The sequence below is a fragment of the Candidatus Paceibacterota bacterium genome, from assembly GCA_028714635.1.
Lineage (GTDB): Bacteria > Patescibacteriota > Minisyncoccia > Phycocordibacterales > JAQTLZ01 > JAQTLZ01.
This window is the reverse complement of record JAQTLZ010000001.1, coordinates 208,282-221,150: the sequence shown is the minus strand read 5'-3', so window position 1 is coordinate 221,150 and position 12,869 is coordinate 208,282. Positions and strand designations below refer to the sequence as shown.

Genomic DNA, 12,869 nt, shown 5'->3' with positions numbered 1-12,869 from the left:
TTTCACGGTCCGTGCACATTGTGAACGTTGTGAAGGTTATGTATAATAATGTTATCAAATGTTAGGTATGAAATCAACGAAAAAAACACCGCAAAATGATGGGGATTTGCCAGAACTTCTCACTTTGGAAGAAGCATCTGCTTATCTCAAGTGTCATCCCAACACGCTTCGGCAATGGGATAAGAAAGGCATACTTCCTGCCATACGAATTGGTGAACGTAGAGCAAGAAGATATAAAAAAGAGGACCTCGAAAAGTTTGTCCAGTCGCCAAAGTAACTTATTAGCTAATCAACCAAATGTATATGAAAAAAGACAACGAACAACAAAAGAACGGACAGACCAAGAGTGGCTCACTCTATCTTTCTGACAACGAAAAGCGAGACATTGTGAAGTTCCTCGAAGCTGGAAAACCCCTTCCAGAAAAGTACCGCTTCCTTCTCTTCAAAGATGACCGTGAAGTCGAGCTTGTTTGGAATGGAAAGACTAACGAAGTTACAAACGTAGTTCTTCCATTCCAAGTAATTGAGCAGATTGATGAACCACGAGAAGGTAAAGAGTTTGGCGACAAAGGTACGTTGTTTGATTTCTCTGGTAAGCAAATTACTGGCTGGACCAACAAACTAATCTGGGGAGATAACAAACTCATTCTCTCATCTCTCAAGAACGGTCCAATGCGAAAAGAGATTGAAGCTCAAGGGGGTCTCAAACTTATCTATATTGACCCTCCTTTTGATGTGGGAGCTGACTTTTCAATGAACATTTCAATTGGTGAAGAAAATGACAGCTTCACAAAGAAGCCCTCTGTAATTGAAGAGATTGCCTATCGTGATACGTGGGGTAAAGGTGCAGACAGCTTTATTGCAATGATTTACGAGCGTCTGAAGTTGATGCACGAGCTACTCGCCGAAGATGGAAGTATTTATGTGCATTGTGATTGGCGAGTTAGTGCTTTTATGAGAATGTCGCTCGATGAGATATTTGGAAAAGAAAACTTCAGGAATGAAATTATTTGGTATTACTCAACACTAGGAAGACCAGATGATAGGTTTGCACAAAAGCACGACACTATTTTTTACTATGGAAAATCAAACAAAACGTACTTCAACGAAAAAGGAGCTCGTGTTCCTTACTCTGATGAATACATAAAATCTCACTTTAGGGATAAAGATGATAATGGAAAAGTGTGTAGAAAAAGATTTGATGCAGGTAAATGGAGAACCTACTATCCAGAGGAAGGAATGATACCGAACGATGTGTGGGAAATCCCTTACGAAAACTCGATGTCAAAAGAGCGACTAGACTACCCGACACAAAAACCATCTGCCCTCCTAGAGAGAATTATAAAATCCTCCTCAAATGAGGGAGATTTAGTAGCTGACTTTTTTGTTGGCTCAGGCACAACGATTGCAACGGCTGAAAAACTTGGTCGTAAGTGGATAGGCACTGACCTAGGTAAGTTCGGTATACACACCTCTCGAAAGCGAATGGTTGGTATTCAACGTGAACTCAAAAAAGCAGGAAAAGATTTCCGTGCATTTGAGATATTGAACGTTGGTAAATACGAGCGTGAAAGCTTCCTAAATACTAACGATGACTTACGTGCTGAAGAGAAAGCAAAACAAGCAGACCGAAAAGAAAAAGAGTTCATCAAGCTTATTCTCTCTGCCTACAAAGCTGAACCTGTTGAGAGCTTCGCACACGTTGTAGGAAAGAAGCGAGACAGATTGGTAGCAATCGGTCCTATCAACCTTCCTGTATCTTCAAAGTTTATTCGTGAAATTGTTAGTGAGTGTAAGGAGAAAAATCTTACTAAAATTGATGTTCTCGGTTTCGATTACGAAATGGGAATGAACTTTGGTGAGTATGCTGACGAAGGTATTGATGTTGCTTTCAAAATCATTCCACGTGAAGTGTTTGATAAGCGTGCAGTTGAGCGTGGTCAGGTGAACTTCTATGACGTTGCCTACATCGACATCAAACCAATTATTACTGGTAGAGGTTCAATGAAAGAACTCTCAATTGAGATTACTGACTTCTCTGTTTTCTACAACCAAGACAATGGTGCAATTGATGAAGAACTAAAGGCTGGAAGGTCAAAAGTAATCATCGAAAACGGTCAGGTATTGAAAGTAACAAAGGACAAAGATACCGAACTTGTATCACGAGAGGTCCTCACAAAAAAGTGGAGCGACTGGATTGATTACTGGGCGGTTGATTACAACTTTGCGGACCGTAAAGAAATCATCAAGGTTATTGAGGACGGTGAAGAAAAAGATGTTTGGACTGGAGACTATATCTTTGACAACGAATGGCAAAGTTTCCGTACAAAGAAGAATAGAAATCTTGAGTTCAAGTCTGCACCAAAAGAGCTTCCAAAGGGAGACTACAAAGTTGCAGTAAAGGTCGTGGACATCTTCGGTAACGACACTACCAGAGTGATTGATGTAAAACTATAATCCTATGGCACTACACAAAGATTTTCCAAAAGACCCATACGCAATCCTCAATCCTGAAATTAGGTGGTTTCCTGCTGATGAGGACCTTCGAGAAAAAGGATTTGAGAAGCTCATTCCTCCTCTCGTTGCAGAACTTCGTAAGCAAGTAAAAGCGTGGCGAGATAATAATTATGAGGGTGCTAGCGATACCTCAAAAGCACTTTTGACGTGGTGGTTCAAAGAAGAACACACTCTCTACAATCAGGACGGTACATCCTACAACTTCCGATACTACTTCTCTCAAAGAGAGGCTCTGGAGACCGTTGTATGGCTCTACGAGGTCGCTCAGGTGAAGGATAAGTACGATTTGATACGCTACAACTCTACAGGCGTTTTGAGCCCTCAGATGTTCACCGAGGATTGGCTCCGATTTGTCATCAAGATGGCTACAGGAGCTGGTAAGACCAAGGTAATGAGCTTGGTGATTGCGTGGGCGTATTTCCATAAACTCTACGAAGAAGGCTCAAATCTCGCAAAGAACTTCCTACTCATCGCACCAAACGTAATCGTGTTCGAGCGTATCAAGAATGACTTTGAAGGAAACAAGATATTCTTCTTGGACCCTGTTCTTCCTGATAACGGTTATATGGGTCAAAACTGGCAGGATGATTTCCAGATTACACTTCACCTCCAAGATGAGCTCAAAAACGTCTCTGATACTGGAAACATTTTCCTCACTAACATTCACCGAGTGTTTGAAAGCGATGTAAAAGATTACGATGCAGACGATGAGGATGCTTCTGAGTATTTCCTTGGAGATAAGCCAGTTACTAAAACAAATCAAGGAACTGTTGATTTAGGAATGGTAGTCCGAGATATTGATGAGCTTATTGTTATCAATGACGAGGCTCACCATATCCACGAAGAAAATGCGTGGCTCAAATCTATTCGTGATATTGATAATAAACTCAAGCAAAAAGGTGGCGGTCTTTCTCTCCAATTAGACGTAACAGCAACACCTAAAAACAACAAAGGTGCGATTTTCGTACAGACTATTTCTGACTATCCGTTGGTTGAAGCAATTCACCAGCGTGTTGTGAAGCAACCAGTTGTGCCAGACGAAGCAAGTCGAGGAAAGCTCAAAGAAGGTCAAAGCGTTGTATTCACAGAGAAGTGGAGAGACCACATTCACCTTGGTGTTGAAGAATGGAGAAAGACATACGAACAACTCCTACCTACAAACAAGAAGTCCCTTCTCTTCATAATGACTGACGATACCAAGAACTGTGATGATGTCGCTCAGTATCTTGAAATGAACTACCCTGAACTAAAGGGTGCGGTCCTTACTATTCACACGAACAAGAGTGGTGAGATTTCTGAGAGTACAACAGGTAGAAATCAAGAAGAACTTGAACAACTCCGAAAGCAATCGAACGAGATTGATAGCTGGGAAAGTCCTTACAAGGTCATCGTGTCTGTAATGATGCTCAAAGAAGGATGGGACGTAAAAAACGTAACTACTATTGTTGGTCTCCGACCATACGCTTCAGATAGTAAAATCCTTCCTGAGCAAACGCTTGGTAGAGGTCTCCGAAGAATGTATTTTGGAAGAGATGACATTGATGAATACGTGAGTGTTATCGGTACTCCAGCCTTTATGGACTTCGTAGAGAGTATCAAGGGTGAAGGCGTACTCCTTGAAAAGCGTTTGATGGGGTCTGGTTCAAAACCTATTTCTCCTATGGTGATTGAGATTGATAAAGAGAACACCAAGAAGGACATTGGAAAACTGGATATTGAAATCCCTGTAATGACCGCCAGAATACAGCGAGAGTACAAAAATCTTGCTGACTTGGATGTTTCTACTTTTGGAAACGAGAAGGTGCAGGTAAAGACGTTCAGTGAGCAAGAGAAACGAGAAATTGTCTTCAAAGATGTGGTTGCTGAAGCGGTCCATCACACTACGATTTTGAGTGGTGATATTGAACCAAACTACCAGAGTGTCGTTGGCTTCTTTGCACAGGCAATAATGCGAGAAATGCGTCTATTCGGATGCTATGACATCCTCTTTGGCAAAGTGAAGGATTTTGTTGAGAACCATATGTTTGAGAGCAAGGTTGAGCTCACAGACCTGAATGTTCTTCGTAACCTATCCGAAGTTGAGTACATAAAACTCATCAAAGACGGCTTCAAGAAATCAATCAACGAGCTAACGGTCCAAGACAAGGGTGATACCGAAATCAAGAACTACATCAAGGTAAGTGATGCACGCCCTTTTGTGGTAAATGATAAGGCGTTCCTCATTCCTCAAAAATCCGTATTCAACCGAATTGTGGGAGATAGTAACTTTGAGCTTGAGTTCTCTGCTTTCCTTGAAAAATGCGATGACACTATCTCGTTTGCGAAGAACTTCCAAAACAAGGAAGCGACTGCTCTCCGTATTGAATACAAGAATGCTGAAGGCTTTATCGCTAATTATTACCCAGACTTCTTTGTGAAGGTTGATGAGAAACAGGTGTACATCATTGAAACAAAGGGTCGTGAAGAAGAGGACGACAAAATCAAGTTTGAAAGACTTCAAAAGTGGTGTGAGGACGTAAACGCTCGACAAAGTAGAGTTGTTTACAAGGCTCTATACGTCAAACAAGAAGACTATGAAAAAAATCCAGCCAAGAACTTCGATGAGCTGGTCCGACTATTCTCAAAGTAGTTGGTGAATGAGTGAACATCGTGAACCATTATGAAAATACTACTCGCAGGACCAGGGACTGGTAAAACAACAAACATAAAGAACATCATTCAATCAAAGCCAAATCTTGATGGTGTTTTGATTATCTCTTTTACCAACGCAACTGTTGAGGACCTGAAGAAGTCCCTGATACCGATTGGTGTCAGTCCTGAGAATTGTATGACCCTTCATAAGTTTGCTGTGAAATACAATCACGACAAAAGTAGGCACGTTCTCGATATGCTAGAGATTAGTGAGCTTTCTCAAATCTCAAAAAGCACTTCTATAGGGTTCGATGATTTGTGCAATTTCTTCTCAGCAACAACTTTTGACCAGATGATTGCTCGCTTTGTCAGCTATGCAAAATCAAACCCTGCATACCTCAAAGATAAGCTTTCAGCGTACTCCGTATTGATAGTGGATGAATACCAAGACTTCAATAAAAATGAGCAAGAACTCATTGATTTGCTCGTAGAAGTAATGAGCGAGAGTTATATTCTTGGTGATGATGACCAGTGTATCTACGACTTCAAAGATGCCGATAACGACAAGATTATTTCGCTCCACTCAGACCCTTCTCACGAGAAGCTTGAGCACGAACACAAGTGCTACAGATGTCCTGACAGTGTGGTAGATAGTGCTACGAAACTGATAAAGAACAACACAAAACGAGTAGACAAAAAATGGGAGAAGACAGGTAAAGCTGGGACTATTGTACAAAAACAGTTTCCTTCAAACACCAACACGGCAGACTATATCTTGGATGAGGTCCAGAAGGTCATTGGAGCTTCAACTGACGAGAAGGTTCTGATACTCAGTCCTGTGAGATTTCTCGTGGAGAACCTCACTAACCGACTTGATGGTTCTGGTATCGACTACAAGAACTATTTTGTTGCTAAAGTAGAGCCCGAAATCATTAGGAAATCGTGGGTACTGAGAAGTCTTTTTGGTAAGCATAAGTACCTCAATCTCGCATTGATTGGATACAATGTTTTGTCATCAAGAAAGAAGCTCTACGAGACCATCAAGAAACACTATGCCAGTGGACAGGACTTTGCAGAGCTATTTGGTGTGGTCGCAAGCAAACTTCCAAATGAAGCTAAAGCAACATATGTAGATATTGATACGGCACTTCAGGAGCCTTATTTCCTAGACCTAGCAGATTTCTACAACAATGCTGAGGGTGATACCGAAGACGAAAAGCTTGAAAACCTATTCGTGCTCATTGAGGAAGATGTGGAAAAACGAGTAAACATAATGTCTATACATAAGTCGAAAGGACTTGGTGCGGAGCACGTGTTTATGATTGGTCTTATTGAAGGTGTTATACCAAATCGTGCCAAAGGAAACGACACTATTGAGAGCCAACGAAGACTTTTCTATGTGGGTATGACAAGAGCAAAGAAAGCCCTGCATCTCATCTCAAGTATCAGTATTGAAGGAAAGCACGTGAACACAGTGAACAAAGATGACTTCAAGTTTGATGTACGTTCACGACTATGGAAAGGAAAAGCTTCGAGATTTATCGAAGAAATAAACGCATAGTGAATATGTGAACGTTGTGAACCATTCTATGATTACCCCTAAACCAACCAAAAAAGAAAGACAGATAATCACAGAGGATTTTGTACAAAAGTCTGTCATTAGACATCTTGAGCTAAACGGCTGGAGCAAATCACTAACTAGTAAGGAGTTGTGGGAGCAAGGTGTTGATATAAAAGTCCGAAACAATAACTTTGCACGATACTGGCTTATAGAAGCCAAAGGAGACCCCTCAATAAAGGTTATAAACCCTTCAGGGAGCCAGAGTAGTAGCTTCAACTCTGCACTGGGACAGATACTGACAAGAATGCACCGTAATGGAGCAAGAGGTTACAAGTATGGCTACAAATACGGAGTTGCTTTTCCTACATCATTCAGAAAAATGGTCATACGAAAGATGCCGTTTGATGTGATGGATAAATTGAACCTGTATCTCTTTTTTGTGGATGAATTAGGTACGGTCGAAGAATTGAGCTGGAAAATGATAAAGGAAATCAATGGTAGTAAAAAATAATAAAGTCCCGAACTGGACCAATGAAGAAAGAGATAGGATTGTTGGAGCGTTCCAAATACTTCTCAGGGCAGACAAGAAGCAAAACCCTCACCTATATGAAATCAAAAAAGAAACCAGTAATAGACGAAACAAGAAAGATACGAAACATAAGTGATTATGTTTATGATTGTCTCAATCGTCTACGAGACCAAGCCGACCTCATTCTGTATCTTGGCAAACACAAAGATGACTTTGCTGAAGATGAGCCGAAGCGAAGTCTAACCATTATTATTTCGATGGTTGATGTCTATTCACGAGATGCGATTGTCATTCTCGGTACAATTCTCGATGAAAACAGGCAGACATCATCGCTCTATACGATGACTGACCACATCAAAGATGAAAAGAAGCGTAAGCGTTACCAGAAAAGACTGGATAGTATAAAAGCATCAATAAACCAGATAGTCCGTGCCAGAGGAAATCAGGTTGGTCACTTCAATACAAAACTAAATATCCACGAGAATGGCTTCGTCCATATTAACGGTATTTTTCAAGTGGACCCACGTTTTACAAAGAAGATAGCGAACCGCATAGAAAGATTTTACTGGGATATTAGAGAAGAACTTGGTGTTGAAGGAACTTTTGTCTTTCATAAAGGTGAACCAATCGCAAAATCATTTGCGAGATTGGTTGGTAAAGGACCTAAGAAGCCATAAGTGCTTCAAGCTTTTCGACTGCTAAACCGATATACTGTCTCTGTTTAGTAAGTTCTGAAAGCCACGCAATGGGTTCACAGTTCAAATCTACCTATCCGGCGGAATTTCGTAATAATTTATGAGAAATTTTGTGATGTCGAAGAAAGAAGTGGTCAGCGTCTCTGACGCATAATTCGCTCCTTTTGGGTACACCATATACATAAAGACCAAAAACTTCGGATTATACGCTGGGAAATAACCGAAAAAGGAGTGGAGATAGCGGTCTGCGTAATAACCTTTTCCTGCCGGGTTTGCGATCTGGGCAGTACCGGTTTTCGCCGCTACGCTCCAATTCTTGAGCTTCATGGTGCCATGACGAAGTGCTTTATCCACCACTTCTACAAGCATTTTGGTGATGGTTTCTGAAGTTTCTTTTTTGAGAACTCGTTTTTCCTCTCTGCCAGTGAACAGATCTTTTGAAAGCCCGACCGTGTATTTGAGACTTTTTACCACATGCGGATCAATGAGAACCCCGCCGTTCCCAAGCGTAGAAAGCGCGCGGACAGTGGCGATCGGCGTAAGTGCAATTCCCTGCCCATACGCTGCTGTGGCATGCTCGATATCTCGAGGGCTTTTTAAGTTTTCTACAAGTCCAGCTGATTCATTCGGGAGGTCAATTCCAGTCTCCTCGCCCAAACCGTAATTCAACATATATTTGGAAAAGAGGTCCTTCCCCATTCGAAGAGCGACGGTTGCCGCTCCGGTATTCAAAGACTGATTGAGCACTTCCTGCATGGGAACAACCCCACGGCCGCGAAAATCGAAGTTCGAAATTTTCAAACCGTTCAGTTCCAGAAATCCTCTATCATCGTAAGTTGTTGTAGGAGTGACAGTGTCCGAATCAATTCCGGCTGCCATGGTAAGTGGCTTTACGATCGAACCCATCTCATACACGCTATCGACGAGCGGATTGGAAAAAACCCGCGGATTTTTTTGAAGATTAAAATTGTTTGGATCGAATGTAGGAAGCGAAGCCAACGCATACACTTCACCATTTGTCGGATCGATAATAATCGCGCCTGAAGTATCAGGATTCCATTCTGCTTGAAGCGACTTTAATTGTTTTTCAAGAAAAAGCTGGACTGAAGGCTCTATGGTTGAAACAATGTCCCCTTCCGCCTGTTTGTCGTCGACGAGCGTTTTGCTTACGTCAGAAAATATTTCAGCAAAAAAATTTACATTCAAATTTCGATCACTCCGATTCAGCTCGGCTTCATAATATTTTTCGAGACCATATTGACCGGCAACAGATTTCCCATCAGAACCAACAAACCCGAGCACGTTCGCGGCCATAGTTGTTCCAGGATAGTACCTCCATTTTTCTTTATAGAGAGAAACTCCGGGAAGTTTAAGGCTCTCGATTTTAGCGGCATCTGCTTCAGAAACTCTTCGAGCCACCTCCTCGTATGGATCAGCTTTCTTGCCCGCTTTCTCCAAAAAAGATTCTTTTTCAAGCGGAATCACGCTCTCCAACTTTTCGAACGTGGTTTCGGGATCTGTCACCAATTTAGGACTGAGTGAGACAAGATACCCAGTTTTCAAGGTCGCGGCGCTGACCAAATCCCCGCTTCGAGTTTGAAAAAAAATAGAACCTCTGTCAAAAAGGTTTTCGTTCGGTTTTACATACTGGCGATCGGCTTTGTCAGTATAAAGATGGCCATCTACCACTTGAACAAGATATAACTTTGCAACAATGAGTACCGCGAACAGAAAAAGTCCGATAGAAATGATGCGTATTCTAGATAATGAGTGGATCTTCATGCGCTCTCGAATTACTCAACCGAATTGACGGAGAGTGCTTTCGAAAGCGCTGTGCGAGAAATAAAGACAGGATTTTGAACCGTCTGAAACCCGAGCGATGATGCTAGATCGAGGGTAATTGAGTCTTTAAGGACGATATAGCGAGATTCAAGCTCTCCCACTGCGCCCCGAATTGAGGCGATGCGTGTCTCTGCCTTTTGTCTTTCTACCACATTACGGATAGTGCCGTTGAGAAAATACACATAAGAACAAACAGAAACTACCAAGAGCAAAAAAGCACCCCAGAAAAAGAGTTTTTGATAGTGATTGAATTTTTCTACATTGCTTCTCATCTTTTTTCTAAAATACGCAGTTTTGAACTTCTTGAACGCGGGTTTCTCACTACTTCCTCTCGGCTCGGCACAATTGGTTTTTTTGTTATTAAAATAGCTTCTTCAGCCTTTTCTTTTGATTTAAAAAATTGTTTTACGATCCTGTCTTCGATGCTGTGGAATGAAATGACCGCTATTCTGCCTTTCGGAGCGAGGATCGCGTATCCTTTTTCCAGTCCTTCTTTGAGCGCTCGGATTTCATCGTTTGCAGTAATGCGCAGTGCCTGAAATGTTTTCGTCGCGAAATGGATTTTTCTGCGGTGATACGGTGCTGGGGTCGCATTTTTGATTATTTCTACAAGCTCTCCCGTTGTTTCGATGGGCTTCACCGCTCTCGCTTCCACAATTCCCTTCGCAATCCGTCGTGAAAATGTTTCGCCTCCGTATCCGTAAATCACATCCGCGATATTTTCTTCGTCCCAGCTGTTCAAAATTTCTTTTACCGTCAAATCAGTTTCTGTCGGCTTTTCTTTAAAAGTCATAAGAAGCGGTTCGTCTTTTTGGAAAGAAAAACCCCTGCCCGAGTCTTCGAACTGATTGGAAGAGAGTCCCAAATCGTACAAAATCTTGTTCGCCCGTTGTATGCCAAATTTTTCAAGCACTTTGTTGACATTTCGGAAGTTATCCTGCGCAAGGAGAAACTTTGCTTTCTGTACCAAGAGCCGTTTTTCAGCCCTTTGGAGCGCACTTTCATCCATATCAATTCCGATGATTTGCACAGCTTGTCCGAATCGCTTAGCTACCTCTTCGCTGTGGCCTCCGCCGTTTATTGTGCAGTCAAGGAAAACATCACCATTTGTGATCGCTAATCCATCTATTGATTCCTGTAAAAGAACACTCGTGTGGATCATAGAATTCCGGCCTGTCCTAACTTCTCTGCCAATGAATCCGCCTTCTTCTCCACACTCTTCTTATATTCACTCCACGTCTTCTCATTCCAAATTTCCGCCCGATTTTCTACTCCGATAATTACTACTTTTTCCTGTAAATTTGATCTTTCGCGAAGAAAATCTGGAACCAAAATACGTCCGATCGAATCAACTTCCGCCTCTGTTGCGCCTGCGAACATAAACCGGTTGAAGCTTCTGTTGTCTCCCGACAGCATAGACGACTGCGAAAGCTTCTCCGAAATCTTTTCCCATTCCTTGGGGGCAAACACGGACAAACAATTGTCGAGCCACAGCGTGAGCACCACTTTTTTTCCCAATTCTTTTCGAAATTTTACCGGAAGCGAGAGCCGGTTTTTGTCGTCGATTGTGTGAGTGTATTCCCCGATGAGCATGATTCATAGTATAGAGTAAAAAATTATTATTTACCACTCTTTCCCACCTAGGCTCTATTTTATACCACTCTCCCCCACTTACCAACAGAGTTATCCACACCAGAATGAGACGAAAAATCGGCCCCGCAGGGCCGATTTTTCGTCGTTTTTCTTTCTTCGCTTCTAAAAATAGATGCGCTTAATGAGCGGATTAATACGAGTCACAATTTCGTTGTGTCCCGTATCTGCATGTTCTGCAAGTTCATACACGTCAATAGATTCATCTCGATCATATCCTATAAGCGTCACAACATCGCCAACTTTCACTTCAGGAATATCGGTGCAATCAAGAATGATCATATCCATCGAAACAAGTCCGATGATTTTCGCTCGCTTGCCGTTCAAAAGCACTTCAGCATTATTAGACAAGGAACGCGGAAGCCCTTGCCAATATCCAACGGGGCAAATTGCGATCTTCGCTCGCGAAGAAAGCTTATATGTTCGTTCATATCCCACAGACTCTCCCGCTTCAATTTCTTTTACTTCTGAAATAAGCGTTCTCCAAGAAAGTATGGGAGTAAGATGTATTTTTTCCTCAAAAGCTTCTCGTAATTTGTGAGATGGCCAGAGTCCAAAAAGGCCGGAAGCGATACGAACCATATCAAAATCTGCCTCTGGATAGAGAAGGGTGCCCGCTGTGGCGCCCGCATGGGTAACGAGAGAAAACCCTTTACTTTCAAAGCTTTTCTTCCATTCCAGAAACTGGCTGATCTGGCCTTTCGTATATTCAAGCGAAGACGGATTTTTCGCCTCTGCAAAATGCGTATACAACCCCTCCACTTTTACGAAATCTTTGTATTTTTCTAATGCTGAAAATAATGTCTCCTTATGTTCAGAAAGAAAACCTTGCCGATGCATTCCCGTATCGACTTCAATGTGAATATGTATTTTCTGCGATAATTTTCCTTTCGGCAAATTTTCAAAAAAAGACAGATCTGAAACGGTGAGGGAAATGTTTTTCTCCGCCGCTTCATGAACAAGTTCAGGCAAAGTGTAGCCAAGAACTAAAATCGGAAGCGTAATGCCTTCTCGTCGCAAAGCAAATCCTTCCACAACAGAATCAACACCGATCCAATCCGCGCCGAGTTTTGAAATCTCTTTCGAAAAATCGACGAGACTGTGGCCATAAGCATTCGATTTCACCACCGCCATCAACTTGCACGATTTTGGAATGAGCTTTCTGAAAATTTCGTAATTATGCGCGATTGCGCGAGTATCCACCTCGATCCACGTTCGAAGCCCCATTCGGTCATTTTTAGCGATCATAGCCTACAAAGTAGCAAGATTTCTCGTTCTCTACAACCCTGCCAGCCCGGACAGACGGTGTGTAAAACTTATCAAACAAGAAACGTCTTTCAGGATATACTGTATTTATTAAAAGGTAGGACTTATTCACCCGCCAAAGTTTTCGGGTGCATAATAAAAAAATCGATTTTTAAAATTAATTTATAAATTTTCTATA

Annotated in this window: 11 protein-coding genes; 6 read left to right on the top strand and 5 right to left on the bottom strand. The window is 41.9% G+C overall.

The features are described 5' to 3' along the window. The first annotated feature begins 67 nt into the window (after nucleotides 1-67). The 6 genes from PHS53_01100 (at nucleotide 68) to PHS53_01075 (ending at nucleotide 7,915) form a co-directional block, all read left to right on the top strand. On the top strand, nucleotides 68-277 hold the full coding sequence (locus PHS53_01100) for a helix-turn-helix domain-containing protein (protein MDD5356730.1): 210 nt from the start codon (nucleotides 68-70) through the stop codon (nucleotides 275-277). A 26-nt stretch (nucleotides 278-303) separates the two neighbouring features. Further along, nucleotides 304-2,457 (top strand): site-specific DNA-methyltransferase, encoded by a 2,154-nt coding sequence (locus PHS53_01095; protein ID MDD5356729.1) that lies wholly within the window; start codon nucleotides 304-306, stop codon nucleotides 2,455-2,457. A gap of 4 nt (nucleotides 2,458-2,461) precedes the next feature. Next, nucleotides 2,462-5,146, top strand: coding sequence for a DEAD/DEAH box helicase family protein (locus tag PHS53_01090; GenBank protein ID MDD5356728.1), 2,685 nt, complete (start codon nucleotides 2,462-2,464; stop codon nucleotides 5,144-5,146). A 30-nt stretch (nucleotides 5,147-5,176) separates the two neighbouring features. Further along, the gene (locus PHS53_01085; GenBank protein ID MDD5356727.1) at nucleotides 5,177-6,709 is read left to right on the top strand and encodes an ATP-dependent helicase; all 1,533 of its coding nucleotides are present in this window, start codon (nucleotides 5,177-5,179) and stop codon (nucleotides 6,707-6,709) included. Between the two features lie 28 nt (nucleotides 6,710-6,737). Beyond that, complete coding sequence (locus PHS53_01080) at nucleotides 6,738-7,220, top strand: hypothetical protein (protein ID MDD5356726.1); 483 nt, start codon at nucleotides 6,738-6,740, stop codon at nucleotides 7,218-7,220. A gap of 95 nt (nucleotides 7,221-7,315) precedes the next feature. After that, nucleotides 7,316-7,915 carry a hypothetical protein gene (locus PHS53_01075; protein ID MDD5356725.1) on the top strand — a complete coding sequence of 200 codons (600 nt, stop codon included), beginning with the start codon at nucleotides 7,316-7,318 and terminating at the stop codon, nucleotides 7,913-7,915. An 87-nt stretch (nucleotides 7,916-8,002) separates the two neighbouring features. Here PHS53_01075 and PHS53_01070 read toward each other — a convergent pair whose 3' ends face one another. The 5 genes from PHS53_01070 to alr form a co-directional block, all read right to left on the bottom strand. After that, entirely contained in the window at nucleotides 8,003-9,715 is a 1,713-nt protein-coding gene (locus PHS53_01070; protein MDD5356724.1) for a penicillin-binding protein 2, read from the bottom strand. A gap of 11 nt (nucleotides 9,716-9,726) precedes the next feature. Further along, nucleotides 9,727-10,047 (bottom strand): hypothetical protein, encoded by a 321-nt coding sequence (locus PHS53_01065; protein MDD5356723.1) that lies wholly within the window; start codon nucleotides 10,045-10,047, stop codon nucleotides 9,727-9,729. After that, on the bottom strand, nucleotides 10,044-10,937 hold the full coding sequence (gene rsmH, locus PHS53_01060; GenBank protein ID MDD5356722.1) for a 16S rRNA (cytosine(1402)-N(4))-methyltransferase RsmH: 894 nt from the start codon (nucleotides 10,935-10,937) through the stop codon (nucleotides 10,044-10,046). Before rsmH ends, PHS53_01065 begins: the two co-directional genes overlap by 4 nt. Continuing rightward, complete coding sequence (gene mraZ, locus PHS53_01055; GenBank protein ID MDD5356721.1) at nucleotides 10,934-11,368, bottom strand: division/cell wall cluster transcriptional repressor MraZ; 435 nt, start codon at nucleotides 11,366-11,368, stop codon at nucleotides 10,934-10,936. The genes rsmH and mraZ overlap by 4 nt, the downstream gene beginning before the upstream one ends. A gap of 162 nt (nucleotides 11,369-11,530) precedes the next feature. Then, a complete protein-coding gene (gene alr, locus PHS53_01050) occupies nucleotides 11,531-12,673 on the bottom strand; it encodes an alanine racemase (protein ID MDD5356720.1) in 1,143 nt (380 codons plus the stop codon). Nucleotides 12,674-12,869: the final 196 nt, after the last annotated feature.